Here is a 25,406-nt window from a genome sequence, read left to right as displayed (position 1 = left end):
ACTCCACCGTCGCACCGGAGGCGCCCGGGCCGCAGGGGCCCGAGGGGCCCGTCCCGGGGGCCGATCGGCTCATGCGGCGCGTGGCGACCGCGTAGTGGGGTGAGAGCGTGAGCGGCCAGGACTCCGGCTTTCGATCGCCGCGGGCGGTCGTCTTCGACACCGACGGTGTGCTGCTCGACTCCGCCCGGGTCCACGCGGCGGCGTGGAAGACCGCGTTCGACGCCTGCCTGTCCGCGTGGACGCGCGACGGCGCCAAGCAGCAGCCCTTCGACGCGGAGGTCGAGTACCGCCACCTCGTCGACGGCAGGTCCCGCCACGACGGGGCCGCCGCCTTCCTGGCGGCCCGTGGTCTCGAGCTCCCGACGGGGACCCCGGGGGATCCGCCCGGCTGCGACACGGTCTGGGCCGTCGCCGCCCGCAAGGAACAGGTGTTCCGCGATCTGGTCGGCGCCCGCGGAGTGCCGGTCTTCACCGACGCCGACCGGGCGCTCGACGCCCTGCGCGCGGCCCGGATCACCTGCGCCGCCGTGTCGGCCTCACGGCACGCCCGGGCCCTGTTGAGGGCCTCCGGGCTCGCGGGGTCGCTCGCCGTGATCGTGGACGGCGAGGACGTCGCCCGGCTCGGCCTCGTCGGAAAGCCGGACCCCGCGCTCTTCCTGCACGCGGCAGCCCTGCTCGGGAGCGATCCGTCGGACACCGCGGTGGTCGAGGACGCGCTCGCCGGCATCAGGGCGGCGCGGCGCGGGGGATTCGGCCTCGTCGTCGGTCTCGACCGCACTCCGGACGGGAGCATGACCGCTCCGCTGCGTGACCAGGGCGCCGACCTCACGGTCACCGATCTGACGGCGCTGGCCCGGAGCGTGCGGGGCGAGCCCGTATGACGAACGGCTGGAGCTGGAGCTACGACCGCTACGAACGGGACCGCGAACGACTGGTCGAAGCGCTCTGCACCCTCGGCAACGGCCGCTTCGCCACCCGGGGCTCCGCCCCCGAGTGCACCGCCGACGCCACCCACTACCCGGGCACCTACCTGGCCGGCGGCTACGACCGGCGCGCCTCGGTCGTCGACGGCCGGCGGGTCGAGAACGAGGACCTCGTCAACCTCCCCAACTGGACGCTGCTGCGCTACCGGTGCCGCCCCGACGGCGGTCCGCCCGGAGACTGGCTGACACCCGACTCCGAGGACCTGCGCCACTGCGACGTCCGGCTCGACCTGCGCGGGGGAGTGCTGACCCGGCACCTGCTCTACCTCGACGACCACGGCCGGGGGCTGCGGGTCAGCCATCTCCGGATCGTGCACATGGGGGACGCGGGGCTCGCCGCGCAGTGCACCGTGTTCCGCGCGTACGGCTGGAGCGGTGCCGTCGAGGTGGCGTCGGTCCTCGACGGCGCGGTCGTGAACGCCGGGGTGGAGCGCTACCGGCACCTCGAGGGACGGCACCTCACCGACCACCGGGCCGGGTTCGGGCGTGACGGGGTGGCCTGGCTCACCTGCCGCACCGCCGACCCCGGCCTCGGCCTCGCCCTGGCCGTCCGCACGGTCACCCGACCCGCAGGTCCCGCACACGAGGCCGCGACGAGGACCGGCACCGTCCAGACGTACCGCCTCCCGGTCGGTCCGCGCCGCTCGGTGACCGTCGTGAAGACGCTCGCCCTGCGCACCACGACGGACCGGCCCGCGGGCGACCCCCGGCAGGCGGCCTGCGGTGAGGCGGCCGACGCCCCGCCCTTCTCCCGACTGGTCTCCACCCACAGGGCGGCGTGGCGACGGCTGTGGCAGCAGGGCGAGCTGCACGTCCCCGGCGAGGCGGGCCGCGTCCTGCGGCTGCACCTCTTCCACCTCCTGCAGACCCTCTCCCCGCACACGGCGGAACTCGACGTGGGCGTCCCCGCGCGCGGCCTGCACGGTGAGGCCTACCGCGGCCACGTCTTCTGGGACGAGCTGTTCGTCCTGCCCTACCTCTCCCTCCACTTCCCCGAGGTGGCCCGATCCGTGCTCGGCTACCGTCACCGACGTCTGCCGGCCGCGTGCGAGGCGGCGCGTCGAGCCGGGGCAGCAGGGGCCATGTACCCGTGGCAGAGCGCGAGTTCGGGCCGGGAGGAGACACCGGAGCTGCACCTCAACCCGCGCTCCGGCCACTGGTTGCCCGATCACTCGCGCCTCCAGCGGCACGTGGGTTCGGCCGTCGCGTACAACGTGTGGCGGTACGCGGAGACCACCGGTGACCGCGGATTCCTCCACTCCGCGGGTGCCGAGATGCTCCTCGGGATCGCACGGTACTGGGCCGGCGCCGCGGCTTTCGACCCGTCTCTCCGGCGCTACCGGATCCCCGGGGTCGTCGGCCCCGACGAGTACCACGACGCCTATCCCGACGCGACGAGCCCCGGCATAGACGACAACGCCTACACCAACGCGACCGCCGCGTGGGTGATCGCCCGCGGCCTCGACCTGCTCGGCGAACTGCCCGATGTCCGAAGGGCGGAACTGAGGGAGGGACTGCTCCTCGACGACGCGGAACTCGACCGCTGGGAGGACGTGTCACGCCGTCTGTTCGTGCCGTTCCACCAGGGCGTGGTGAGCCAGTTCCAGGGCTACGGAGACCTGGCGGAGCTCGACTGGGAAGCCTACCGGGCCCGGTACGGCGACATCCGCAGGCTCGACCGGATCCTGGAGGCCGAGGGCGACACCGCCAACCGCTACCAGGCGTCGAAGCAGGCCGACACCCTCATGCTCGGCTACCTGTTCGGGGCCGAGGAGCTGTACGGGCTCTTCGCACGGCTCGGCTACCGCCTGGACGACGAGACCTGGCGCGCCACCGTCTCGTACTACCTGCGGCGCACCTGCCACGGTTCGACGCTCAGCAGCCTCGTCCACGGCTGGGTACTGGCCCGGCAGAAGGGCCCCGACGCCTGGCGGTACTGCGAGGAGGCGCTCCTCGCCGACGTCGCCGACGTCCAGGGAGGGACCACCGGCGAGGGCGTCCACCTCGGGGCGATGGCGGGCACGATCGACCTCGTGGAGCGCGGCATCACCGGTCTCGAAGCGGGCCCGGAGGGGCTGAAGGTCGCCCCGGTGGCGCTGCGGGAGCTCCCGCGGTTCGCCTTCACCCTCTGCGCCGGCGGTCATCGAGGAGTGCGCGTCCGGGTGCTTCCCGGGCGGTTGGGCGTACGGGTCCCGGCCTCGCCGCAGGGCCCGCTCACCGTGGTGCTTCCCGGTGAGCGGCGGCTAGCCGTCGCACCGGGGGAGGAGCGCCGGTTCCGGCTGTGATCGCGGGCCGCGGGCCGGAGCTCAGACGAAGGTGAGCACCTCGGGCACGGGCCGGCGGGGCGTGGCCCTGCCGGCGGGGCCGTATCCGAGGCGGATCACCATGTGGACGTACCCGGTCGCGGAGCGCGGATCCCGCGCGGCGGAGCGGAGTTCGGGCCATTCGAGGGGCTGGGACATGAGCGAGGTCGAAAGACCGTCGAGGGTGGCGCGGAGCAGCACCCGCTGCATGGCCTGGCCGGCCTTCAGCCAGTCCCGCGGGGTGTCCTCGACCGTGCCGAGCAGGACGATCTGCGGGATCTTCTCGAAGCGGGCCGACGGCCGGTCGGAGACGCGGCGGGGGGAGTCGAAGTCCCGGATCGGGGAGGTCACGTCGTACTGGCGGGGGCCGAAGGCGTACGCGGGGATGCCCTCGGTCGCGGGACCCTCGCCGGGCGCCCCCGTGCGGATCCACCGGGCGATCTCCGCACGGACCGAGGCGTCCGCGGCTTCGAACAGTTCGGAGGCGTGTACGGCGTCCATGACGGCGTCGGTGTGCCAGGCTCCCGGCACGCCCAGCCGGCAGCCTTCCAGGAGTGCGGCGGCACGGAGACCGTCCAGGATCTCGGCGGGGATCCGTTCACCGGTGAAGGGGAACCGGCTGGTGTGCCGCTCGCGCAGGGCGGGCCGGAGCACGGCCAGGTCCTCGTCCGCGTCGGCGGCCTGCCGGACGTGGACGTCGGCGAAGTGCCAGGGATCGTCCCGGTCGGGCAGCAGCCGGGGTACGGCCTCCAGGCCGTGGTGTGCGGCGGCGACACGCAGTCCGAACAGGGCGGCGCCGCAACCGAGGTGGAGGGAGCGGTGGGCGGGGTCCTCCCGCGGCATCTCGCGTGAAGGGTCGCCGTGGAGCTCGACGGCGTCGGTGCCCTCCCGGTGGACGAACTTCCACGGCTGGGCGTTGTGCATCGACGGCGCCGTGACGGCGTCCTCGACCAGCGAGGCCACGAGCGGTCGGGTCAGAGTGGTGGCGGACACGGTTCGTCCCGTCTGTGTGCGGTGGATCATTCGAAGGCTCCGAGGGCGGTACGCGCCGCGGGTGCGAGCCGGGTGCCGTCCTCCTGGGCGGTCAACCGGTCCACCACGGCGACGACGCCGTCCACGCGCTCGGCGAGGCCGACCAGCACTCGGGCCTGGCTCTGCTGACGGAGACGGCCTTCCAGGGTCACGACGCCGTCCAGGACGCGCACGTCCACCGCGTCGCCGGCCAGACCCATGACGTCGGTGAGGACGTCCTCACGAATGCGGTGCCTTATCTCCATGTCGGGCCGGAGGTGGACGCAGAGCAGATCGCGACGGGTCACGATGCCCACGAGCCGTTCCTCCTCGTCGACGACCGGAAGGCGCTCCACCCCGCGACGCACCATCAGCCGGGCCGCGTCCGCCACCGACTGCTCGGCCTGCACCGTGACGGCCGGCGCGGTCATCAGCTCTCGCGCGGTCCGTTCCCGGTGGGCCAGGAGGTCGCTCTCGGAGACGACGCCCAGCACCCGGTCGTCCCCGTCCACGATGGGGACACCGCTGATGTCGTGCTCGGCGAGCAGCTTCGCGACGTCCTTGAACGAGGCCGTGGGGACGGCCGCGACCACTTGGTCGGTCATCAGGCCGCCGACTTTCATGTGCTTCATCGCCGCGCCTCCTCTTCGGCCGGGCTGCCGCGCGGCCCCTTGCCACCACCGTCGCCGGTCCGCTCCCGGGCCCGCGTGGGCCGAACGGTCCACAGCCGGGGGCCGAACGGACGCGGGGGCCGAGCCGTCCGGGCCTGCCGCCGCCCGGTGGGACCTTCGGCCCCGGCCTTGGCCCCAGCGGCCCTCCGGCCGGTCGGGGCTCCGATGCCAGGCTGGGACCAGTGCCGTCGGAGCGGATGAGGAGGGGCCATGGAAGCGACCCCGGGCCGTCCAGGCCCCGGCAGGGTCGTCGTCGGAGTGGACGGATCACCGTCCGCCCGCTCGGCGGTCGTGTGGGCGGCGGACGAGGCCGCGCTGCGAGGCGGCGGGCTGGTCCTCGTGCACGCGACGGACACCGACGCGGCGTCCCGGTTCCTCACCAGGGCGGAGACCGGCCGGAGGCACCGCGCCGGCCGGGAGCTGCTCGACCGGACCGTCGAGGCCGTCGTCGCCGGACATCCCGAGCTGACGCCCGTCACGGAACTCGGCGACGGCGCGCCGCCCGACGCCCTGCGGCGTGCCGCCGCCCTCGGCGGAACGATCGTCGTCGGCCACCGGGGCCTCGGCGGGTTCTCCTCGCTCCTGCTGGGCTCGGTGGGGCTGGAGGTCGTGGCGGCGGCCATCAGACCGGTGGTCGTGGTGCGCGGACCCTCCCCGCCCCCGGTCTCCGGCGTCGTCCTCGCGGCGGTCCGGGACGGCGACGACCTCGGCTGCGCCGTCGCAGCGGCCCACGAGGCCGCGTTGCGCAAGGCCCACCTACGGCTCCTGCACGTCTGGAGCGTGCCCCCGGGGGTCCGGACCCGGCTGCGCGGCGGCGCGGAACAGGGCGCCCGGGACCACGTACTGCCGCTGTCCGACGTCGCCGACCGCATCCGGGAGGACTTCCCGGACCTGACGGTGCACGCCGACGGCGAGAAGAGCCACAGCGCGGCCGGTGCGCTCGTCGACGCGTCCCACCACGCCGACCTCCTCGTCGTCGGCGGCCGCCGGTCCCCGGGCTACCTCGGACCCACCATCGGGCGGACCACGCTCAGCGTCCTGCAACACGCCCACTGCCCCGTGGAGCTCATCCCCCGGCACGGCCCCGGACACGGGAGCTCGTAGTGAACCCGCCCTGACCGCCTCGGCCACCGCGTCGGCCGGAGAGACGGCGGGCCTCACCGAGTCACCGAGCCACCGAGAAGGAGGCCGCTCGCCGACTCACCGAGACCGGGCCCAACGAGCCGGCCGCGCGGAAGCCCGTACGGCTCCACAGCCGCCTCCTGGCACAGCTGGACGACCCGCTGATCGTGGTGCTGCTCGGCGCCGTCGCGCTCACCCCGCCATCGGCGACCATCCCGACGCGATCGTGATCGCGCTGGTCGTCGCAGTGAACCCCACCGTCGTCGCCGCCGTCGAGGAGGAACCGGCGGGTCTACGACAACATCGGGCATCGGCCTCGCCCTGGCCTGCGCACCGGGCGGATTCCTCGCGGCACGTCTGCTCCGGACGGCGTTCCGGCGGACCGCCGCGGGATGAACCTCCCGGGCATCGCGACTACGGTGAGAGCGGGCGCGGCGAGTGCCGTTCGCGCGCCGGACGCGACCGGAGGTTCCGATGGTCCGGGAGGACACCGAGTCCGCGGATGCACGGTTGCCGCGACTGAGACTGGACGAACTCCTCGACGAGCTGCAGGCGCGCATCGACGAGGTCCGTGGCACCAGAGACCGGCTCCACGGGCTGCTCGAAGCCGTCATGACCGTCGGACGGGAACTCGACCTGCCCCAGGTGCTGCGCGGCATCGTGGAGGCGGCCGTGACCCTCGTGGACGCCGAGTACGGAGCACTCGGGGTCATCGGCGACGACCGCAAGCTCTCCGAGTTCGTGCCCATCGGCATCGACGACTCGCTGCGGGCGCGGATCGGGCCGCTGCCCTCGGGGCACGGCATCCTCGGCGAGCTGATCCGCGACCCGCGGCCGCTCCGGCTGACCGAATTGTCCGAGCATCCGGCCTCGTACGGCTTCCCGCCCCATCACCCGCCGATGCACACGTTCCTCGGCGTCCCGATCCGCGTGCGCGACGAGGTGTTCGGCAACCTCTACCTCACCGAGAAACGGGGCGGGGCCGACTTCGACCCGGAGGACGAGGCCGTGGTGACGACCCTGGCCGTCGCGGCGGGCATCGCCATCGAGAACGCCCGCCTCTACGAGGAGGGCCGGTTGCGCCAGCGCTGGCTGGCCGCGAGCTCCGACATCACCAGTGCCCTCCTGTCCGGTGCGGAGGAGACGGAGGTCCTCGGCGGGATGCTGGAGCAGGCCGTCGACATCACCGGCGCCGACATCGGGGTGTTCTACCTGGTCGGGTCGGGCGGGGAGCTGCGCGGATCGCTGGCCTGCGGCGAAGGAGCGGAGGCCCACCGGGGCGTCGTGCTCCCCAGCAGCGAGGGAACCCTCGCCGCCGCGGCCCTCACGCACAACGGCCTGCTCACCGTGGCCGACGTCGAGAAGGACTCCCGCATCACGGTGCAGCCCGAACGCTGGAAGGGCTTCGGACCGGCGGTGGCCGTCACCGTGGGCACGAAGGAGCGGCTGAGCGGCGTGCTGATCCTGGCGCGGCGCAGGGGACGCTCTCCCTTCGCGGGCAAGGAGATCACCGCTCTCCCCGGATTCGCCGGACAGGCGGCACTCGCCCTCGAACTGGCCGGCCGGCGCCGTGACGCCGAACAGGTGAGCCTCCTGGAAGACCGCGACCGGATCGCCCGCGACCTGCACGACCTGGCCATCCAACGCCTCTTCGCCACCGGTATGACGCTGCAGAGCGCCCGCCGGTTCGTCGAGCACCCGGAGGCGGCGGACCGGCTGACCCGGGCGATCGACGACCTGGACGCCACCATCAAGATCATCCGGTCGACCATCTTCGGCCTCCGGGAACACGAGCCCACCGGAAGCGCACCGAAACTCAGGAGCCGCATCGTCAAAGCGGTGGACCAGGCCGTCACGGTGCTCGGCTTCGCCCCCGCCCTGCGCATGGAGGGCCTGCTCGACACCGACGTGCCGCCGGAGATCGCCGAGGAGGTCGTCGCGGTCATCGGCGAGGCCCTGTCCAACGTGGCCCGCCACGCGGACGCGCGCCACGCGGAGGTGGCGGTCGTGGCCGAGGACGGCACGCTCGCGGTGTCGGTGAGCGACGACGGGGTGGGCTTCCGCCGCGGCGGGCCCCTCAGCGGACTGCGCAACCTCAGCGAACGGGCCGAACGCCTCGGCGGCGACCTGTCCGTCGGCCGGCGGACGGAATCGACGGGCGGCACGCTCCTCGAATGGCGCATTCCCCTGCCGCCCGACCGGGCCTGAGGGACCGGCCCGCAGCTCGCGGGGCGGAGCGGCCGGCCTACTTCTCGTCGGCGTCGTGCTCGTGGACCTGCGCCGCGATCACGGCCGCCTGCACCCGGCGCTCCACGCCGAGTTTGCCGAGCAGCCGTGAGATGTGGTTCTTGACGGTCTTCTCCGAGAGGTACAGCCGCTTGGCGATCTGCCGGTTGGTGAGACCCTGCCCGATCAGTTCCAGTACGGAGCGCTCCCGCTCGGACAGCACGGCGAGCCGCTCGTCCTCCGGGGCCTTGGCCGCCACGGGATCCCGCAGCGAGCGCATGAGACGGGCGGTGGTGGCGGGGTCCAGCATCGACTGGCCGGTGGCCACCGTCCGTACCGCCGACACCAGATCTGCGCCCTTGATCTGCTTGAGGACGTACCCCGCGGCCCCGGCCATGATCGCGTCGAGGAGGGCGTCCTCGTCGTCGAACGAGGTCAGCATCAGACACGCGAGCCCGGGCATCCGCGAGCGCAGCTCCCGGCACACGGAGATCCCGTCGCCGTCCGGCAGCCGGACGTCGAGCACGGCCACGTCGGGCCGCAGCGCGGGTCCCCTGGCCAGCGCGTGGGCCGCCGTCGACGCCTCCCCGACCACCTCCAGGTCGGGCTCGTCGTCGAGCAGGTCACGAAGACCACGTCGGACGACCTCGTGGTCGTCCACGAGGAACACCCTGGTGGGCGCTTCGGATGCCGGCGCTTCGGACATGGCGACCTCTGTGCTCGGTGGGCGGATACCCGATACCCGCCCCCACGAGGATTGTCCGCCATGGGCCGCCTTCCCGCGGATCGGGGCCGATGCGGACGTCGTCGAGGACGCCGGGCCGCAGCCCGGGGCTCGGCGTGAACGTGCGGGCCGCACCGGCCGATGCTGCAATGGGGACAGGACTGCGTCCGGCGCATCCGACGGGACGGCGCACGGACGGGGCGGGGTCGGTCCAGTCCTTCCCAACTGCGTGTGGAGTGGTCATGAGCGATGAATTCGAGGACATGGGGCCGGTGGACTACCTGGTCATCGAGTTTCCCGGCAACCGTATGACGGGCAAGGGACTGCCCCTTCTCCTCGATCTGGTCGACAGAGGCATCATCCGCATTCTCGACCTCTCGTTCGTCCGGAAGGACGCCGACGGCAGCGTCGTCGGCGTGGAACTACGGGACGTCGACGCCGACGGCGAGCTGGACCTGACCGTGTTCGAGGGTTCCTCGTCGGGACTCCTCGGCCAGGACGACCTCGACGAGGCGGGGGCGGCCCTGGAGGCGGGCAACTCGGCCGGCATCATCGTCTACGAGAACCTCTGGGCCGCGCCCCTCGCACGGGAACTGCGGCGCGGCGGTGCGCAGCTCGTGGCCGGCGGGCGCATCCCCGTGCAGGCCCTGCTCGCCTCGCTGGACGCCATGGAGGAAGCGGGCGGCAGCGCCGCTGCCTGACGCCGGCGGACGACAGTCAAGGAGGAACGACATGCCAGGACTTCTTCGGGGTGTGGCGCGCACCGCGGTAGTGGCCGGGACGGCGACCGCCGTCTCCAACAGGGTCTCGCGACGCCAGGCGGGCCGCTGGGCCCGGCAGGAGCCGGCGCCGGCGGAGCAGTACGCACCCCCGCCGCCCCCGCCGCCGGCCGCGGCCCCCGCGCCGGCCGACGACATGAGCAGCAAGATCGCTCAGCTCAAGGAACTCGGGGAGCTGAAGGAACAAGGCGTGCTGACCGAGGCGGAGTTCGCCGCGCAGAAGAGCAAGCTCCTCGGCTCCTGAGCCTGCCGGAGCGAGCAGCCTTCCGCCCCGTGCGGCTCCTGAGCCGCCGGAGCTACCGCACCGTCCCTCGCCCCCGAAGGCCTCACGGCCGCCGGGGCGAGGGACGGTGCGTTCGCCCGCTCGGACGCTCCTCGAAGGCGGGGATGCGCGGGCCCTGGGGCAGGAGCTCGGTGACGACGAAGGACATGACCGCGGCCAGCACCACCAGGGCCACCGTCTCGACGTTGCCCAGCATGAGCACGACCAGGATCACGCCGCTCACGGGCAGCCGCAGGGCCGCGGTCACCGAGGCCGCCATGCCGATCGCCATCGCGGGCACCAGACCGAGGCCCGGCAGCGGGGCGAGCAGGACGCCGGTCGCTCCGCCCAGGAACAGCGCGGGAAAGACGGGGCCACCGCGAAGACTGCCCAGACACAGCGCGTACGCGAGGCCCTTGAAGACGAGCACCGCGACGAGGGCACCCACCGACCAGGCGTGGGGGTTCTGCGCCAGCTCGGAAAGGGTCGCCTCGCCGGACAGGGCAGCCTCGGCCGGCGAGCGACCGGTGGTGACGGCGTAGAGCGTGATGCAGACCGCCGCGCCCGTCGCGCAGAGGATCGTGTTCCGCACGATCCGGCTCACCACGAAGCGGGCCGCGAACCGGCCGCCCACGAGGGTCCAGTGGACGACGAACGCGACGACGGGCGCCACCACGAGCACCCACAGCACGTCCGCGCCGTCGAGCGGAGGCGGCTCGGGCAGCCCGATGTCCAGGCTCCCCGTCTCAAGACCCGTCCAGTGGACGAACCCGGTGAAGATCAACGCTCCCACGCCGCTGGACAGCAGCGCCGGCAGCATCACCGCGAACAGCTGCGGCCCGCCCACCCCGGCCACCTCCATCAGCAGCACGGCGCCGACCACCGGGTTCCCAAAGAGGGCAGAGATGGCGGCAGCCGCTCCGGCCGCGCCGAGCAGCGCCGTGCTCGCTTCGGTCTGCGGGGCGCGGGCCAGGCCCGCGAAGAACAGCGCGAGCCCTCCGCCCAGGGCGATCAGCGGCGCCTCGGGGCCGAGTACGGCGCCGAGCGGAAGACCGACCATCGCGGTGAGGATGACACCGGGCAGGGCCTGCTTCGTGACCCCGCCCGAGTGCAGTCCGCCCGCCGGGATGTGTCCGCCCCGGCCGGGCAGGCGTGCGACCACGAGACCGACGACGAGCCCGGCCACCGGCAGCAGCATGAGCCCCCACCACCAGGGGGCCTGCTTCCAGCCCAGGTCCTTCGGCCAGTCCGTCCAGACGAGGCCCTCGAGCTGGTGGAGCGCCACGAGGAACCAGAAGGCGACGAGCGCCACCGGAACGCCGATCAGCCCGGAGAACACCAGTGCCTTGCGGTACTCGGGCCGCCGCAGCATGGTCCGCAGCAGGTCGGCTTCCTGGGGCTGGCTGCCCTGCTTCGCTTCTGCCGAGCGGCTCGGGGGCGGGGTTCCGGTGATGGGGTCCTCCACGGCTCGAGAGCACGCCAGGCACCCGGGTCGACGGGGACGCAGGATGGCGCTATGGGTATATATCGGGGCGTATATACCGTGAGGGCGGCGCGGTTATGCGTGTGCTCGGTGGTTCAGCCGTTGGGCGGAACCCCGAGGCGTCCTCGCCGGTCCGTGCCGCCCTGTGCCTCAGAGCGCGTCCGGGCCGCGCTGCCCCGTGCGGACGCGCACCACCGTCTCCACCGGCACCGCCCACACCTTGCCGTCGCCGATCTTGCCCGTATGGGCCGCGCGGACGATGGCGTCGATGGCGGGCTCCATGTCGGCGTCCTCGACGACGACCTCGATGCGGGCCTTGGGGACGAGGTCCACGCGGTACTCGGCGCCCCGGTACACCTCGGTGTGCCCTCGCTGGCGCCCGTAACCGCTGGCTTCGGTGACCGTGAGCCCGTTGATGCCGAGTTCCTGGAGCGCGTTCTTCACCTCGTCGAGGCGGAACGGTTTGACGATCGCGGTGATCAGCTTCATGCGGAGGGCTTCCTGTCCTTGACGAGCGAGGTGACGGGGGACGCGGCGTGCAGCGGCGCGCCGCCGTGGCCGAGCACGCCGTGATCGTAAGCGGTCTCCGCGTGCACCGTCTGATCGAGTCCCGTCAACTCCTCCTCGGCGGAGGCCCGCAGTCCCATCACCCGGTCGAGGGCCTTGCCGATCCCGTACGTGACGAGGAAGGTGTACGCCGCCACGACCGCCACGGCGAGCGCCTGCCGGCCGAGCTGGCCGAGCCCGCCCCCGTACAGCAGCCCCTCGGTGCCGCCGGTCATGACCGAGGTCGCGAACAGGCCGATCAGCAGCGTGCCGACGACACCGCCGGCGAAGTGCACGCCCACGACGTCGAGGGAGTCGTCGTAGCCGAAGCGGAACTTCCAGGCGACCGCGTACGAGCAGACGACGCCCGCGGCGAGACCGACCGCCGCGGCGCCCGGCATGCCGACGACCCCGCACGCCGGAGTGATCGCCACGAGCCCGGCGACCGCGCCGGACGCCGCGCCGAACGTGGTCGGGTGGCCGTCGCGCCGCTGCTCGACGAAGAGCCAGCCGAGGAGGCCGGTGCACCCGGCGACGAGGGTGTTGAGGAGGGACGCGGCGGCCAGGCCGTTCGCGCCGAGCGCCGAGCCGCCGTTGAAGCCGAGCCAGCCGAACCACAGCAGGCCCGCGCCGAGCAGCACCATCGGCAGGTTGTGCGGCCGCATCGCGTCCTTCCTGAAGCCGATGCGCGGACCGAGCACCAGGCACATCGCGAGGCCCGAAGCACCCGACGCGATCTCGACGACGAGCCCGCCGGCGAAGTCGAGGGCGCCCAGCGAGTGCGTGATCCAGCCGCCGGGACCCCACACCCAGTGGGCCACGGGAACGTATACGAGAAGCGTCCATACCGGTACGAAGACGAGCCAGCCCGCGAACTTGGTGCGGTCCGCGACCGCGCCGCTGATCAGCGCCGCCGTGATGATCGCGAAGGTCAGCTGGAAGGTGCTGAAGAGGAAGGTGGGAACCGTCCCGGTGAGGGTGTCGGGACCGATGCCCGCCAGGCCGAGGTGGCCGAGGCCGCCGATCAGGCCGGCGAAGGCGTCGTCGTCGAACGCGAGCGAGTAGCCGGCGACCAGCCAGACCACCGTGACCAGGGCGATCGACACGAAGCTCATCATCAGCATGTTGAGGACGCTCTTCGTGCGGACCATGCCGCCGTAGAACAGGGCCAGGCCCGGGGTCATCAGCAGAACGAGCGCGGTGGCGGCGAGCATCCAGGCGGTGTCGCCGGTGTCGAGCCGGGGTGCGGCGGCGAGGGGCATCAACGGTCTCCTCCTACGGGTCAGGGGGAGAGCTTCGTGGCGGCGCGTTTCGCGATGCGTACACGGGAGTTTCCGCTGTGTTTCGTATGACGCGGGGATTGCCGGACCCTCACGCCGTACCCCGCCCGTGCGGGAGGATCCGCTCTCGACGCGGACACGCGCGACCGCCCCGGCGCGCGCGGATCGTCTACGGCTCGTACAACGGCAGGAAGTGGATGACCGGTTCCTCGTAAGGGTGGGCGTCGCGGACGGCCCGCCGGACGGACGCGGCCTGCTCGGCGTCGCAGACCGACTCGATCCGGCACTCCTCGCTGTGCTGCACGGCGCCCACGTCACCGAGGTACGGTCGTGAGCCGGGCAGCGGTTGCCAACTGCCGGTCACCCTCCAGACGCTGTGGCACCGCGCGTACGCGCCGACATGGCCCGCACCGGCCGCGTGAAGTGCCTCGACCACGGCTTCCAGATGGCTCTCGGGGACGGATATCTCGATCTTCAGCCGCGTCATGCCCGGACCCTAACAACTCGTGCGACCGGCGCCTCCCCCGACCCGGAGAGTCCCGGGCAGGCCGAACGCCCCGAGCACGCGAGGATCCGTGAACACGACGTTCCACGCGATCCGTCCGGCGGTGACCGTGAAGACCTGCAGCGAGTGCAGCCGGCACCCGCCGCCGGGCTCCGGCGCGTATGCGGCGAGCGCGGGCTGCCCGTTGGCGGTGACGGGCGTCGCGGCCCAACCCACCCCGCGCATCGCGAAGACCCGCTCCATGAACAGGCCGTAGTCGCGTCTGCCCGCGTACCACAGCGGAACCGGCGGCATCTCCAGCACCGCGTCGTCCGTCAGCAGCCGCACGAGCGCGGGAACGTCCGCCGCCTCGAACGCCCGCACGTACCGCTGGATCACCGCACGCGTCTGCGGATCCTCCGGCTCCACGACCTGCTCCGCGGCCCCCGCGCTCGCGAGAGCGGATCGGGCCCGCTGCAGTGCGCTGTTGACGGCCGCGACGGTGGTCCCCAACTGCTCGGCGACCTCGGCGGCGGAGAACTCCAGTACCTCCCGAAGCACCAGTACGGCACGCTGCCGCGGCGGCAGCACCTGCATCGCCGCCACCAGCGCGAGCCGCATGTCGGCCCGTACCTCCGCCTCGAACCGCCCGTCGGGGAACGGCTGCAGCCAGGGGACGTCCGAGGCCGGGGCGAGCGGCGCCCCGGGGTCCTCGCTCGGCCCGGCGAGCCCGGACGGCAGCGGCCGCCGGGCCCGCCCCTCAAGCGCGGTCAGGCATGCGTTGGTCGCGATCCGGTACAGCCACGTCCGGACCGAGGCGCGTGCGCCGTCGTACCGGTCACGGGCCTTCCAGGCCCGCAGCATCGTCTCCTGCACCAGGTCCTCGGCCTCGTGGAACGACCCCAGCATCCGGTAGCAGTACGCCAGCAACTCGCCCCGGTACGGCTCGACGTCCATCCGCCCATCATGGCGTACCCGCGCGGTTCAGTAGCGCAGAGCGGCCGCGATGCGCTGCTGGCCGGCGAGCGTGTCGTGCGGGACGAACTGGACGTCCGTGCCGGTCTCCAGGGCCTGCTCCACGATCTCGTCGACCATGTCGTCCCGCGCCGAGGGGTCGTCGGCGCCGGCGGGTTCGAGGTGGCCGCCTTCCTCCCGGACGACGGTGCGGTAGTCGTCCTCGACGGCCAGGAGCCGTACCCGTCCCTCCTTGACGGCCTGCCACACCTCGTCGATGCCGCCCGCGAACTGCTTCCCGCTCCGGGCGGCGTCGAGTTCGGCGACGACGGTGGAGGCCGCCGCGGCCTGGCGGGCGGTGAGCGAGGGGGCGACGGCCTCGTGGACGGCGGCGGCGGGTCCGGCGGCGAGGCCGCCGTGCTGGATCGTCACGGTCCCGGGGGCGAGGGGCCCGAGCTCCTCCAGGAGCGAGAGCGCGGCGGGGGAGCCGATGACGTAGAGCGGGCGGGGGTCGGCGTCCAGTACGGCGCGCAGGCGCTGGTGGGCGTCGCGCAGGAACTGCCGGGTGGCCTCGTCCTGCCAGGTGCTGGGGAGGTCGCCGATGCGCTCCTTGCGCTCGGCGTCGGGGTCCTCGAGGCTTCTCACGAGCGGGAAGCCGTCGCTCGCGGCCTCGGCGGCGCGCTCGGTCTCGCCGCTCCACAGGGAGACCCGGTCGGCGGCCACGGCCAGGGCCCAGTAGGGCTGCTCGGCGGCGTGGGCCGCGACGAGGTTGCGGGTGAGGAAGGTGTCGGCCACCACGACCCGCTCCGGCACGGGACGGGCCACCTTCCACACGTGGTGCTCGCCCGGTGCCGCGTAGATCACCAGCCCGTCCTCGGCATGGACGAGGTCCGCCTCCTTGACCGCCTGGTTCAGCTGGTCGAGCACGTCCAGGCGCCGCTCACGGGTCACGGCGGGGTCGCTCTGCAGCGCCTTCTCGGCCTCGACGACGAGATTGCGGAGACGTACGGGGTCCTGGGCGTCGCCCGGTTCCCGGCGGTGCGTCGGCATCACCAGGGAGACGGCGGGGTACGGCCGGGGCTGGCGCAGCCGGTCGAGCACCTCACTGCTGAGCACGGGGTCCATGACGGGAGCCTTCCTTCTGGATCAGGTGGAACCGGTGAGCGGCGCAGACGCGTCTTTGCGGGCACACAAAGCGCCATCTTGTCCCGATACCACCCTTCTTGCGACTCGGCGGGTTCGGGTGCGAAGGGGGGCGCCCCTTCCTGATTCAGCGGGTGCTTGCGCGGCGGACGGCCAGGACGGTGGTGTCGTCGGCGAGCCGGCCACCGGCGTGGCGTGCGGCGGCGGAGCGTACGTGCGCGACGAGGCGGCGGGGTTCGGCGAGGCCGGGGTCCTCGCGCAGCGCGGCGGCGAGGTCCTCGCGCAGCGGGTGGAATTCGCCGTTGTCGTCGCGGGCTTCGGCGACTCCGTCCGAGTACAGCAGCAGGGTCTCGTCGGCGGCCGGCGAGAGGGAGCGGCCCACGGGGCGGGCGCCGGTGAGCTCGAACATGCCGAGGGGCAGGGCGGACTCGCCGGCCAGGGGGCGGATCCGATCGGGGGTGACGGCCAGGGGAGTGAGGTGGCCGCAGTCGACGAGCTCGGCGGTGGTGGCGTGGCGGTCGGTGGCGGTGACGGGCGGGAACTGGACGAGGACGGCGGTCGCGAAGCGTTCGTTCTCGTCGCCGCCGAGGGCGTGCACGTACTCCTGGTGCCGACGCGGTCGCTGGTCCATGCGCACGGCGACATCGACGAGGTCCCTCTCGTGGGCGGCGGCTTCGCGGAAGCTGCCGACGAGCGCGGCCGCGCAGGCGACGGCGTCGAGGCCCTTGCCCTGGACGTCGCCCAGGACCGGACGGGTGCCGTGGGGCGAGGGCTGGATGTCGTAGAAGTCGCCGCCGATCCGTGCGGTCTCGTCGGCCGCGGTGTGGACGGCGGCCTGTTCCAGACCGGCCCAGACGGGCGGCAGGGGCCGGAGCACGGTCTGCCGGGTGGTGTCGGCGGCGGCGCGGACGCGGCGGGCGCGGTGCCGGGCGCGGACCTTGGAGCTGCACACGGCGAGGGCGCCCAGGCCGCCGACGACGACCAGGACGAGTCCGACGGGTTCCACGGGGCCGGGGCCGAAGGGCGGCAGATGGGCGACGACGTACGCGGTGATCGTGAGCACCGTGTACGTGGCGGTGGCGGCCACGCCGCACAGGAGGGCCGCGACGCCGGGTACGAGGGCGAGCCGGACGATGCTGTGGAAGGCGGTGCAGGTGGCCAGCTGACGGCGAGCAGGAGGGTCATCAGCAGGCCGGGTGCCATCGGTGCGAGCCCGTGAGGCAGCGGTACGGCGCGGGGGCCGCCGTCGGCCGCGTCGTGCGGGTCGGCAGGCGCTCCCGGCGGGGCGGGGAAGCGGTGACACCGCGAGAAGTGATTCACGCTTCAACTAGATCTGACGGGCGGGTGGCGGGGATACGGCCATAGGGCCCCACCCCACCCACCAAGGTCCCGTCCTGAGCCCGCCCGGGCGCGACGTCGGCGAGATCGTCACGTCGGGTGAGTCTTCGCCGCTCCCTGGCGGGTCGCCGGGACGCGAGGAGGCGGGCCGTCGATCATGAGCGCGGTGTCCGGGGGAGCGCCGCATCGGACTCCGGCCGGACCCGCGCCCCACACCTCTCACGAAGGAAGACCCGACATGGCACTCCCGCGAACCGAGCTGCGGACCGCTCCGGCCGACCCCGCGACCCCGAAGGCCCGTATCTACGCGATGCTGGACACGGACGGTGACGGAGTCGCCTCCCGGCACGACTACTTCGTCCGCATCGACCGGGCCCAGCGGGCAACCGGCCGCAGCGACGACGACCCCTTGGTCGTCGCCGCCCGCGCGACCGGCGAACGGGCCTGGGCGGCGATGGACGCCAACGGCGACGGCGTGATGACGTACGAGGAGTACATCGCCTGGGTGGACGCCGAGAAGTTCGACAACATCTGCCAGTACGCCCTGGGCGCGCTCTTCGACCTCGCCGACGCCGACGGGGACGGAGCCCTGGACCGCTCGCAGTTCACGATGCTGCGCCAGGCACTGGGCAACCGCGCCGACAACGCCGACGCGGCGTTCGACGCGCTGGACGACGACCGTGACGGACGCGTCAGCCGCGCCGAGTACCTGGCCTCGATCCGCGCGTACGTCACGGGAGACGACTCGCCCATGGGTGCCGCGCTGTACTGAGCGTCCCCTCCCGTCCGTCTACGCGTCCCGTGTGGCGGCGACGGCGGCGGACAGGAGGTCGGCGAGGTCGTCGACGACCGGATGGGACGCTCGCGGGCGGGTGACGGCGAGGACCTCGCGCTCCGGCCAGCCGGCCGCGGGGAGGTCTTCGACGCGGGCGAGCGGCCGGTCCGGGTCGTGCCAGCCGCGGACGACGGACGCCGGTACGAGCCCGACCGCCAATCCCTGGGCGATCAGAGCGAGCGCGGTGTGATAGTCGTCCGTCTCGTACCGCACCGCCGGGGCGATGCCCGTGCGGTGGGCCCACCGCTGCAGCAGGCGCCGGTCGGGGGTCCCCGGATGCCCGGCCGCCCAGTCGGACGTACGGCAGTCGTCGAGCGCGGCGATGCCGGTGCCGTGGGCGGCCATCAGCCACAGCGGCTCCCTGCCCAGCGCGCGGATCTGCAGATCGGCGGCGCCGGGAGGGTCTTCGGGGAGATACCGGTGCGCCAGCAGCAGATCGATCTCCCCGGTCCGCAGCCCGCGCAGACCGTGCACGGGCTCGGTCTCGGTGACATGGAGCGCCACATCCGGATGGGTCCGGCGCAGCTCGGCCAGCGCGGTGGGGAGCAGACGCCCGGCCGCGGTCGCGTAGACGCCGATGCTCAACTCCGGCGCCCCGGCCCTGGCGATGCCATCGGCCAGGCGCTGGAAATCGGCGGTGGCCGCCAGGACGCGGGCGGCCGAGTCGGCCAGCGCGCGGCCCGCGGCGGTCGGCGTCACACCGCCGCCCGGCCGGCGCGAGAGCAGCTCCGTCCCCACCTGCTGCTCCAGCCGGGCGATGTGCTGCGACACCGCCGAGGGGACATAGCCCAGCGCAGCCGCCGCGGCGCTCATCGACCCGTGCCGCATCACCGAGAGCAGGGTCCGCAGCAGCCGGGGATCGATGCTGTTCATGATCCGTGAAAGCTCGCTTTCTTAATTGTTGCTTCCCATGATGCCCGGCGGGGGTGAGGCTGTGCTCATGGACATGAACATGGAGCAGGACGTGACGGAGCAGGACGTACGGGTGCCGGTCGCGGTGGTGACCGGGGTGGCACAGGGCATCGGGCGGCAGGTCGCCGAGGTCTTGGCGGGCGAGGGATACGCGCTCGTGCTCGCCGACCTGAAGGAGCCGTCGGAGACGCTCGCGGCGGTACGGGACGCCGGCGCGGAGGCGTACGCGATGGTCGGCGACGTGGCCTCGGAGGCCTACGTGACCGAACTCGCCGAGCAGGTACGGGAACGCTTCGGCCGGGTCGACGTCCTCGTGAACAACGCGGGCGTCTCGCTGCTCACCCCTGCCGAGGACACCACCGCCGAGCAGTGGCGGCGCGTCCTGGAGGTCAACCTCACCGGACCCTTCCTCCTGTCCCGGGCGCTGGGGAAGCTGATGCTGGACGCGGGCGGCGGCTCGATCGTCAACATCGCCTCGATCGCGGGGCTGCACGGGGTCGCGGACCGGGCCGCGTACAACGCGAGCAAGCACGGCCTGATCGGCCTGACCCGGACCCTGGCCGCGGAGTGGGGCGGCCGCGGGATCCGCGTCAACGCGGTGTGCCCCGGCTGGGTCAAGACCGAGATGGACGCCGAGGACCAGGCCTCCGGCGGCTACACCGACGCCGACATCGTCGAGCGGGTGCCCATGGCGCGCTTCGCCGCGCCCGGGGACATCGCCCAGGCCGTCGCCTTCCTGGCGGACCCCGCCCGCAGCGGCTTCGTGAACGGCGTCGCCATGCCGGTGGACGGCGGCTGGACGGCGGACGCGAGCTGGAACTCCCTGCGCATGCGCAAGCGCTGAGCCGAGCGGGACCACGCGGGTGTCGTGCGTCGGGCATGCGCGATCATGAACGGATGGATGCTCGTTTCCTCGGTATACCCGAGTTGACCGAAGTTCCGGCCGTGGCGGTCGTGGTCGACGTCATGCGCGCCTTCACCGTGGCTGCCTGGGCCTTCGCCCAGGGCGCGGAGAAGATCGTCCTCGCCGAGTCCCTGGACGAGGCCCTGGCCCTGAAGGCCCGCCACCCGGACTGGGCGGCGCTCAAGGACGGCCCACCGGCACCGGGGTTCGACGCCGTCAACTCGCCGGGCATGCTGCGCTCCGTCGACCTCGGCGGACGGACCGTCGTGCAGAAGACCACGGCGGGGACGGTCGGCGCCCTCGCGGTCAAGGAGGCGTCGCTGGTGCTGTGCGCGAGCTTCGTGGTGGCGGAGGCGACGGCTCGGCTGCTGCGGACGCGCGCGGGCGGAAGCGCCACGTTCGTGGTGACCGGCGAGGACGGGCAGGCCGAAGAGGACCTGGCGTGTGCCCAGTACATCGCCCGGAGGGCCGCCGGGACCGGGGCGGACGCGGCCGATTTCCTCCGCCGCGCCGCCGAGTCCCGTGCGGCCGGCGAACTGGTGGAGGGTGTGCGCGAGGGAGTCCATCCCGACGACGTCGCACTCTGTCTCGAACTCGACAGGTTCCCCTTCGCCATGGTGGCGTCCGTGGAGGACTCGCTCATGGTCCTGCGCCCGCACGAGGTGGCATCGCCGATGTGAGCCCGTTCAGACCCGCGGGTCGTACACGAGGCAGTCCCGATCAGGGCCCGGTCCGCAAGCCGCCTCGGCCAGCCAGCCCCGCCGGCGAGGCGGGCGCGTGGCTCGCCGGCAGGGCTCCGACATCAGGCCTTACGGCGTCGGCGCGAGCACCGGGGCGTTGTGGTAGGCGGCGATCAGCCACCGGCCGTCCCGCTTCTCGAACACCCAGGTCGCGTGGACCCTGCGCTCCTGAGGAACCTCGGTCTCGTCGCCGAACAGGATCCCGGACTCGCTGACCACGATCGCGGCGCTCGTGCCGAGGAAGCGGAGGCTGAGCGTCTTGTTCCAGGTCGAGGTGGACTTGAGCGGGCCGGCGAAGGCCAGCGCCATGCTGTCGCGGATCACGTCGCGGCCGTCGCGGAGCGAGCCGGTCATGATGGCCGTGGCATCGGAGGTGTAGTCGGCGACCATGCCCTCGGCGTCGCCGGCCTCCCACGCCTTGTAGGAGTCGGTCAGTACCGCCTGGACGGCGGCGCGGTCGTCGGTACGCGTGTCGGTCATGCGGATGCTCCTGGTCGTCGGTTCCCCGGGGATTTCCGGTGAACTCGCCTGTACATACCGACCGGGGGTCCGGAACTCATCGCGCCCGGAGAATGTCTTCACGTGTGTTGTTGATCAATGGAAGAGATGATCGGAGACCGGTGTGAGCGTCCTCCTGTCCGTGGAGCCGACTGCGTGCCTGCCCGCCCTGAGACTGCGCGCCTGGCAGCCCGACGATGTCGACGCCCTCGTGGCCGCGCACCGGGATCCCGCATTGCGTCGTTGGCTGATGACCACGATCGACAGCGAGGCCGATGCACGACGTTGGATGGACGAGCAGCGGCAGGGCTGGGCCGGGGGGACCCGCTTCGCCTTCGCCGTCCTGGAGGACGACGAGGCGGGCTTCGGCCAGCCGGTCGGCCACGTGGTCGTGAAGCCCAGTGGCGAGGGCTCCGCGGAAGTGGGCTACTGGACGGCGGCCGAGGTACGAGGGCGTGGCGTGGCCTCCCGGGCGCTGGAGGCGGCGGTGCGCTGGGTCCTGACCGAGCGTCCGGCCGCGCCGCCGGTGGAGCGATTCGAGCTCTTCCACGCCGCGGACAACACCGCGTCGTGTCGTGTGGCCGATCGTTGCGGCTTCGCCCTCGAAGCGGTCCTGCCCGCCCAGCCGCCCACGTTTCCGACGGAAGGGCATCTGCACGTCCGTACCGGGACCGCTCGGTTCTGAGGCGACTCGTGGGCCGCTGCCGGTGGGGGAGAGCGAGGGCGTCCGCTCCGCCGTGACGGCAGCACGATCAGTTCGGCCTCAGTGCTCGGTCTCCAGCACCGCGGACCCACCTTGCGGACGTGCCGCGGACGCTCCCGCACCGGGATTCCCGGGGCGCGTCCGCTCGGCCCACGCGGCCACCGGAGGTCCCGCCGCGCCCACGAGCGCGAAGAACACACCGAGGAGCAGCCAGCCCGTGTGCCCGAGCGCGAGGACCGCTCCGGTCAGGATCACCGGGGCGAGCGCCTGACCGGCGTCGAAGCCGATGCCGAAGAGGCCCTGACACTGCCCCTGGGCGTGGTCGGGCGCGAGGCCGAAGCCGAGCGCGAAGCCGCCCGACGACTCCCACACCTCTCCGACGCTGTGGGCGCACACGGCGAGGACGGCGAGGGCCGGCGCGGTGTAGGCGGGTCGGGTGTCGATCTGGATGGCGAAGGCCGCGCCCAATGTTCCGATGACGACGCCGAGACTGACGAAGGTACGGAGTCTGGCGCGGAAGGCGGCAGGACGCTCCCCGCCGGCGCGTGCGATGAGCGCACCGCCCGCGGCGCCGCCCGCCGTGGCGGCCAGCCGTCCAGGGTCGCGACGAGCGTGAAGGAGAGGACGGCGGCGGTGTCGAAGAGACCGTTGCCCACCCTGCTGACGAAACTGGCAGCGATCAGGGCCCGCTGCGGACCCGCATCCGGCCCGCTCGGTCCCCGTTGCCTCGCCCCCTCCTGAGCGTGGCGATCAGGCCAACAGGGGCCCGTACGCGTGACCCGAGTCCTTTTTGGGGGACATCCCTGGCACGTTTCGGGGTTGTCCCCGACTGCGCCGGGCCTCCACCGCTTCTAGGTTCGAGGTATGTCAACTTCCCGACGTTTCAAGGCACTCGTCGCCTGCGCGGTGGTGCTCGCCGCCACCGTCACGACGACGTCCGTCACCATCGCCACGGCCGATCCGGACCCGCTGGCCCGCTTCCACGGCCAGCACGTCGACTGGCACGACTGCGCCCTCGGCGCCGACGACGAGCTCGGCCGGGCCCTTGACGACTCCGGCGCCGACTGCGCCGACATCACCGTGCCCCTCGACTACACGGACCCCGGCGGCCGCACCGTCACCGTCGCCATATCCCGCCGGAAGGCCACCGACACCACCCACCGCGTCGGCGCGCTGCTGCTCAACGACGGGGGACCGGCCGGCGCCAGCCTCCACATGCCCCTGACCAAGCGGGAGGTGATGGGAGAGGTCGCCGACCGCTACGACCTCATCGGCATGGACCCGCGTTTCGTCGGCCGGAGCACCCCGCTGGACTGCGGCTGGGACCTCGGCTCGGCCCCCCTGCGCTCCGCGGGCGCCGACCGGGCGGCGTACCGCGAGGAGGTCGTCCTCGCGCGTGACCTGGCCGAGCGGTGCAAGCAGACCCAAGGCGACGTGCTGCCGTACGTCACCACCCGCAACACCGCCCGCGACATGGACGTCATCCGCGCCGCCCTCGGCGAGAAGACCCTCTCCTACCTCGGCTACTCCTACGGCACCTACCTCGGCGAGGTCTACACGCAGCTCTTCCCCGGCCGCACCGACCGCATCGTGCTCGACGGCGTGATGCCGCCGGAGCGCTACAGCTCCACCCTGCTGCGCGGCTCCGAGGCGGCCAACGAGGCGGCCCTGCACGCATGGGCGTCCTGGACCGCCGCACGGGACGACACCTACGGGCTCGGTGCCACGCGCGCCGAGGTCCTGGCGACGGTGGACCACATCCTCGACGCCGCCGCGGAGAAGCCGCTGCGGATAGGTAAGACGTACCTGCTTGACGAGCACGTCGTCCCCGCCTTCTTCATCGGCGGCCTCGGCAGCGACCTCGACGAGCGGCGCGCCGAACTGGCGGCGACCGTCCGCCTCCTGGCGCGCGCCGCGGACCGGAAGCCGGTCGAGCCGTCCGAAGAGCTCGCAGGGCAGCTGGAGTTCCTGCTGACCGGGGCGGGCTCGGCACCCGCCAGCCAGATGACCGCGATCCTCTGCGGCGACATGGCCGAGCGGCGTGGCGTCGGCAGCTACTGGCGCGCGGTCGAGGAGTCCCGCGACCGGTTCCCCCTCGCCGGGCCCCTGGCGAACAACATCAACCCCTGCGAGTTCTGGGACAGGCCGGTCGAGGAGCCGACCGTGCTCGACAACGACATACCGGCCCTGCTCGTCGCAGGGACCGGCGACCCCCGCACCCTCTACTCCGGTGCCCGGGCCATGCGCGAGCAGTGGTCGAGCTCCCGACTGCTCACGGTGGACGGCGCCCGCCAGCACGGTCTGTACGGGGAGTACGGCAACGCCTGCGTCGACGAGCGGGTCAACGCCTACCTGAGCACGGGCCGGCTCCCGGCGCACGACCTGACCTGCGAGGCGTAGCCGCGCGGGTGGACCCGGCGGATCCGGTGGACCCGGTGGATCCGGCGGGAAGCCGGACGGGCCGGGTCCGCCTCCTCACTCCAGGAACGCCGGCGCCAGCGCCGCCGTCATCAAGCGCTTCGGGGCGCCCGAGCCGTCGGCCGGGACGGTGTAGAGGTCGGCGCCGTAGTCGCCCGGCAGGGAGTAGGAGACCGTGCGGTCGTCGAGCCAGACCGCCTGGTCGTCGACGCTGCGGCGCTCGGCGAGCGCGGTCTCGCGCAGGGTGGACAGGTCCAGGGCGTATTCGTGCCAGGGCGCGTCGGCGGGGGCGCCCGCCACGCGCTTCTTGTACACGACCCGGGTCTCGTCGGGGGAGAGCGACGGACACTCGACGTTCTGGTGGAGCGTGGTGACGGTACGGGCCGTCAGGTCGCCGCGCACCAGATAGGTCTGGCCTGCGGTCGCCATGGTCGCGTAGAAGTGCCGGTCGTCGCGGGAGAAGGTGACGCCCCAGAAGTTGGTGTCGGCGGCGCGGTGGTCCTTGCCGTCCTTCACCACCCGGAACTCCTCAAGCGACGGGGTGAGCCGGTTCGTCGAGGTGTCCAGGACGGCGGTACGGGTGGAGAAGTTCGCGCTGGCGTACGAGTCGCCGCCGACGAACACCGTCCAGGCCACCAGCCGCCCCGACGGCGAGACCCGGGCGCGGGTCGGGATGCCGGGCAGCGGGTAGTGGGCCCGCTCCTTGAGCGCCGGGTCGAGGACGACCGCCCGGTAGCTGTCCTCCACCGCGCCCCGTACGGCCTGGAGGCAGATCCCGGTGCCGCCGGCCGCGTGGAAGCGCAGGCACTTCACCCCGGACGCGGTGCGCGGGCCCGAGGGGGTGCCGGCCGGCACGGTGACCAGCTCGTCGCGGTGCGGGCCCCAGGCCATGTTGCGGAAGACGATCCTGCGGTCGGATCCTGCGGCGAGCGAGACCCGTCCGGATCCGATCGCCGGGCCGCCCGCCTGCGGGCGGTCCTTCTCGGCGGCCCGGTCCGCCGCGTGCAGCAGCGACGCGGCGGCCACACCGCCGAGCACGGCGAGCGCCGCGAGCAGGACGAGCAGTTTGCTGCGCAGGGTCAGCGGG

The 25,406-nt window shown here is 73.0% G+C and carries 25 protein-coding genes and 1 pseudogene; 12 read left to right on the top strand and 14 right to left on the bottom strand.

Features of this window, described 5'->3' with window-relative positions; translation table 11 throughout:
* Positions 1-107 precede the first annotated feature (107 nt).
* Positions 108-881, top strand: coding sequence for an HAD family hydrolase (locus GGE06_RS23935; RefSeq protein ID WP_116164592.1), 774 nt, complete (start codon positions 108-110; stop codon positions 879-881).
* Positions 878-3,268, top strand: coding sequence for a glycoside hydrolase family 65 protein (locus tag GGE06_RS23930; RefSeq protein WP_184931676.1), 2,391 nt, complete (start codon positions 878-880; stop codon positions 3,266-3,268). The genes GGE06_RS23935 and GGE06_RS23930 overlap by 4 nt, the downstream gene beginning before the upstream one ends.
* A gap of 21 nt (positions 3,269-3,289) precedes the next feature.
* Here the strand turns inward: GGE06_RS23930 and GGE06_RS23925 are convergent, their stop codons facing one another.
* Together GGE06_RS23925 and GGE06_RS23920 are read right to left on the bottom strand one after the other, a co-directional pair.
* Entirely contained in the window at positions 3,290-4,279 is a 990-nt protein-coding gene (locus GGE06_RS23925; RefSeq protein WP_312883262.1) for an Acg family FMN-binding oxidoreductase, read from the bottom strand.
* A 26-nt stretch (positions 4,280-4,305) separates the two neighbouring features.
* Positions 4,306-4,929, bottom strand: a complete 624-nt coding sequence (locus tag GGE06_RS23920) for a CBS domain-containing protein (RefSeq protein WP_184931674.1) — start codon at positions 4,927-4,929, stop codon at positions 4,306-4,308.
* A 249-nt stretch (positions 4,930-5,178) separates the two neighbouring features.
* Here GGE06_RS23920 and GGE06_RS23915 point away from each other — a divergent pair, with 249 nt between their 5' ends.
* From GGE06_RS23915 to GGE06_RS23905, 3 genes and pseudogenes are all read left to right on the top strand, one after another.
* A complete protein-coding gene (locus GGE06_RS23915; RefSeq protein WP_184931673.1) occupies positions 5,179-6,072 on the top strand; it encodes a universal stress protein in 894 nt (297 codons plus the stop codon).
* Positions 6,073-6,155: 83 nt separating this feature from the next.
* Positions 6,156-6,320 (top strand): annotated as a pseudogene (locus tag GGE06_RS44095) (cation-transporting P-type ATPase); the annotation flags it as partial.
* A 244-nt stretch (positions 6,321-6,564) separates the two neighbouring features.
* The gene (locus GGE06_RS23905) at positions 6,565-8,298 is read left to right on the top strand and encodes a sensor histidine kinase (protein WP_116164600.1); all 1,734 of its coding nucleotides are present in this window, start codon (positions 6,565-6,567) and stop codon (positions 8,296-8,298) included.
* Between the two features lie 37 nt (positions 8,299-8,335).
* On the opposite strand, the gene GGE06_RS23900 is transcribed toward GGE06_RS23905, so the two are convergent.
* Entirely contained in the window at positions 8,336-9,022 is a 687-nt protein-coding gene (locus GGE06_RS23900; RefSeq protein WP_116164602.1) for a response regulator, read from the bottom strand.
* Between the two features lie 260 nt (positions 9,023-9,282).
* Here GGE06_RS23900 and GGE06_RS23895 point away from each other — a divergent pair, with 260 nt between their 5' ends.
* On the top strand, positions 9,283-9,741 hold the full coding sequence (locus tag GGE06_RS23895) for a DUF6325 family protein (RefSeq protein ID WP_181924792.1): 459 nt from the start codon (positions 9,283-9,285) through the stop codon (positions 9,739-9,741).
* Between the two features lie 31 nt (positions 9,742-9,772).
* Entirely contained in the window at positions 9,773-10,063 is a 291-nt protein-coding gene (locus tag GGE06_RS23890; protein WP_116164604.1) for an SHOCT domain-containing protein, read from the top strand.
* A gap of 82 nt (positions 10,064-10,145) precedes the next feature.
* Here the strand turns inward: GGE06_RS23890 and GGE06_RS23885 are convergent, their stop codons facing one another.
* The 7 genes from GGE06_RS23885 to GGE06_RS23855 all read right to left on the bottom strand — a co-directional run bounded on the left by GGE06_RS23885 (position 10,146) and on the right by GGE06_RS23855 (position 17,058).
* A complete protein-coding gene (locus tag GGE06_RS23885) occupies positions 10,146-11,453 on the bottom strand; it encodes a chloride channel protein (protein WP_116165785.1) in 1,308 nt (435 codons plus the stop codon).
* A gap of 261 nt (positions 11,454-11,714) precedes the next feature.
* Positions 11,715-12,053: a P-II family nitrogen regulator gene (locus GGE06_RS23880; RefSeq protein WP_041133080.1), complete on the bottom strand. Its 339-nt coding sequence runs from the start codon at positions 12,051-12,053 to the stop codon at positions 11,715-11,717.
* Positions 12,050-13,372 carry an ammonium transporter gene (locus GGE06_RS23875; RefSeq protein ID WP_220378562.1) on the bottom strand — a complete coding sequence of 441 codons (1,323 nt, stop codon included), beginning with the start codon at positions 13,370-13,372 and terminating at the stop codon, positions 12,050-12,052. Before GGE06_RS23875 ends, GGE06_RS23880 begins: the two co-directional genes overlap by 4 nt.
* A 187-nt stretch (positions 13,373-13,559) precedes the next feature.
* Positions 13,560-13,877, bottom strand: coding sequence for a YqfO family protein (locus GGE06_RS23870; RefSeq protein WP_116164608.1), 318 nt, complete (start codon positions 13,875-13,877; stop codon positions 13,560-13,562).
* A 9-nt stretch (positions 13,878-13,886) separates the two neighbouring features.
* On the bottom strand, positions 13,887-14,831 hold the full coding sequence (locus GGE06_RS23865) for a sigma-70 family RNA polymerase sigma factor (protein WP_116164610.1): 945 nt from the start codon (positions 14,829-14,831) through the stop codon (positions 13,887-13,889).
* A gap of 27 nt (positions 14,832-14,858) precedes the next feature.
* A complete protein-coding gene (locus tag GGE06_RS23860) occupies positions 14,859-15,953 on the bottom strand; it encodes a baeRF3 domain-containing protein (RefSeq protein WP_116164612.1) in 1,095 nt (364 codons plus the stop codon).
* 145 nt (positions 15,954-16,098) lie between these two features.
* Positions 16,099-17,058 (bottom strand): PP2C family protein-serine/threonine phosphatase, encoded by a 960-nt coding sequence (locus GGE06_RS23855; protein WP_184931672.1) that lies wholly within the window; start codon positions 17,056-17,058, stop codon positions 16,099-16,101.
* A 489-nt stretch (positions 17,059-17,547) separates the two neighbouring features.
* Here GGE06_RS23855 and GGE06_RS23850 point away from each other — a divergent pair, with 489 nt between their 5' ends.
* Positions 17,548-18,081 (top strand): EF-hand domain-containing protein, encoded by a 534-nt coding sequence (locus tag GGE06_RS23850; RefSeq protein WP_184931671.1) that lies wholly within the window; start codon positions 17,548-17,550, stop codon positions 18,079-18,081.
* A gap of 18 nt (positions 18,082-18,099) precedes the next feature.
* Here the strand turns inward: GGE06_RS23850 and GGE06_RS23845 are convergent, their stop codons facing one another.
* Positions 18,100-19,017 (bottom strand): LysR family transcriptional regulator, encoded by a 918-nt coding sequence (locus tag GGE06_RS23845; protein WP_184931670.1) that lies wholly within the window; start codon positions 19,015-19,017, stop codon positions 18,100-18,102.
* Between the two features lie 67 nt (positions 19,018-19,084).
* On the opposite strand from GGE06_RS23845, the gene GGE06_RS23840 reads away from it, so the two are divergent.
* Complete coding sequence (locus tag GGE06_RS23840) at positions 19,085-19,900, top strand: SDR family NAD(P)-dependent oxidoreductase (RefSeq protein WP_221518481.1); 816 nt, start codon at positions 19,085-19,087, stop codon at positions 19,898-19,900.
* 53 nt (positions 19,901-19,953) lie between these two features.
* The gene (locus tag GGE06_RS23835) at positions 19,954-20,640 is read left to right on the top strand and encodes a 2-phosphosulfolactate phosphatase (RefSeq protein WP_184931669.1); all 687 of its coding nucleotides are present in this window, start codon (positions 19,954-19,956) and stop codon (positions 20,638-20,640) included.
* Between the two features lie 129 nt (positions 20,641-20,769).
* On the opposite strand, the gene GGE06_RS23830 is transcribed toward GGE06_RS23835, so the two are convergent.
* Positions 20,770-21,180 (bottom strand): SgcJ/EcaC family oxidoreductase, encoded by a 411-nt coding sequence (locus tag GGE06_RS23830; protein WP_184931668.1) that lies wholly within the window; start codon positions 21,178-21,180, stop codon positions 20,770-20,772.
* A gap of 142 nt (positions 21,181-21,322) precedes the next feature.
* Here GGE06_RS23830 and GGE06_RS23825 point away from each other — a divergent pair, with 142 nt between their 5' ends.
* Entirely contained in the window at positions 21,323-21,883 is a 561-nt protein-coding gene (locus tag GGE06_RS23825) for a GNAT family N-acetyltransferase (RefSeq protein WP_184931667.1), read from the top strand.
* 78 nt (positions 21,884-21,961) lie between these two features.
* Here GGE06_RS23825 and GGE06_RS23820 read toward each other — a convergent pair whose 3' ends face one another.
* The gene (locus tag GGE06_RS23820) at positions 21,962-22,369 is read right to left on the bottom strand and encodes an MFS transporter (RefSeq protein WP_246532717.1); all 408 of its coding nucleotides are present in this window, start codon (positions 22,367-22,369) and stop codon (positions 21,962-21,964) included.
* A gap of 396 nt (positions 22,370-22,765) precedes the next feature.
* Between GGE06_RS23820 and GGE06_RS23815 the strand changes: the two genes are divergently transcribed.
* The gene (locus GGE06_RS23815; RefSeq protein WP_184931666.1) at positions 22,766-24,301 is read left to right on the top strand and encodes an alpha/beta hydrolase; all 1,536 of its coding nucleotides are present in this window, start codon (positions 22,766-22,768) and stop codon (positions 24,299-24,301) included.
* 75 nt (positions 24,302-24,376) lie between these two features.
* Here GGE06_RS23815 and GGE06_RS23810 read toward each other — a convergent pair whose 3' ends face one another.
* A complete protein-coding gene (locus GGE06_RS23810; RefSeq protein WP_116165787.1) occupies positions 24,377-25,402 on the bottom strand; it encodes a TolB-like translocation protein in 1,026 nt (341 codons plus the stop codon).
* Positions 25,403-25,406 lie beyond the last annotated feature (4 nt).

The sequence above is a fragment of the Streptomyces nymphaeiformis genome (assembly GCF_014203895.1).
GTDB classification, from domain to species: Bacteria; Actinomycetota; Actinomycetes; order Streptomycetales; family Streptomycetaceae; genus Streptomyces; species Streptomyces nymphaeiformis.
This window is presented reverse-complemented; position numbering and strand designations above follow the sequence as displayed.

Bases quoted from the DNA above. Each gene is read 5' to 3' on its own strand.
- GGE06_RS23930 (WP_184931676.1), top strand. From the start codon at position 878: ATGACGAACGGCTGGAGCTGGAGCTACGACCGCTACGAACGGGACCGC.
- GGE06_RS23920 (WP_184931674.1), bottom strand. From the start codon at position 4,929: ATGAAGCACATGAAAGTCGGCGGCCTGATGACCGACCAAGTGGTCGCG.
- GGE06_RS23915 (WP_184931673.1), top strand. From the start codon at position 5,179: ATGGAAGCGACCCCGGGCCGTCCAGGCCCCGGCAGGGTCGTCGTCGGA.
- GGE06_RS23905 (WP_116164600.1), top strand. From the start codon at position 6,565: ATGGTCCGGGAGGACACCGAGTCCGCGGATGCACGGTTGCCGCGACTG.
- GGE06_RS23900 (WP_116164602.1), bottom strand. From the start codon at position 9,022: ATGTCCGAAGCGCCGGCATCCGAAGCGCCCACCAGGGTGTTCCTCGTG.
- GGE06_RS23895 (WP_181924792.1), top strand. From the start codon at position 9,283: ATGAGCGATGAATTCGAGGACATGGGGCCGGTGGACTACCTGGTCATC.
- GGE06_RS23890 (WP_116164604.1), top strand. From the start codon at position 9,773: ATGCCAGGACTTCTTCGGGGTGTGGCGCGCACCGCGGTAGTGGCCGGG.
- GGE06_RS23885 (WP_116165785.1), bottom strand. From the start codon at position 11,453: ATGCTGCGGCGGCCCGAGTACCGCAAGGCACTGGTGTTCTCCGGGCTG.
- GGE06_RS23880 (WP_041133080.1), bottom strand. From the start codon at position 12,053: ATGAAGCTGATCACCGCGATCGTCAAACCGTTCCGCCTCGACGAGGTG.
- GGE06_RS23875 (WP_220378562.1), bottom strand. From the start codon at position 13,372: ATGCCCCTCGCCGCCGCACCCCGGCTCGACACCGGCGACACCGCCTGG.
- GGE06_RS23870 (WP_116164608.1), bottom strand. From the start codon at position 13,877: ATGACGCGGCTGAAGATCGAGATATCCGTCCCCGAGAGCCATCTGGAA.
- GGE06_RS23865 (WP_116164610.1), bottom strand. From the start codon at position 14,831: ATGGACGTCGAGCCGTACCGGGGCGAGTTGCTGGCGTACTGCTACCGG.
- GGE06_RS23860 (WP_116164612.1), bottom strand. From the start codon at position 15,953: ATGGACCCCGTGCTCAGCAGTGAGGTGCTCGACCGGCTGCGCCAGCCC.
- GGE06_RS23850 (WP_184931671.1), top strand. From the start codon at position 17,548: ATGGCACTCCCGCGAACCGAGCTGCGGACCGCTCCGGCCGACCCCGCG.
- GGE06_RS23845 (WP_184931670.1), bottom strand. From the start codon at position 19,017: ATGAACAGCATCGATCCCCGGCTGCTGCGGACCCTGCTCTCGGTGATG.
- GGE06_RS23840 (WP_221518481.1), top strand. From the start codon at position 19,085: ATGGACATGAACATGGAGCAGGACGTGACGGAGCAGGACGTACGGGTG.
- GGE06_RS23835 (WP_184931669.1), top strand. From the start codon at position 19,954: ATGGATGCTCGTTTCCTCGGTATACCCGAGTTGACCGAAGTTCCGGCC.
- GGE06_RS23830 (WP_184931668.1), bottom strand. From the start codon at position 21,180: ATGACCGACACGCGTACCGACGACCGCGCCGCCGTCCAGGCGGTACTG.
- GGE06_RS23815 (WP_184931666.1), top strand. From the start codon at position 22,766: ATGTCAACTTCCCGACGTTTCAAGGCACTCGTCGCCTGCGCGGTGGTG.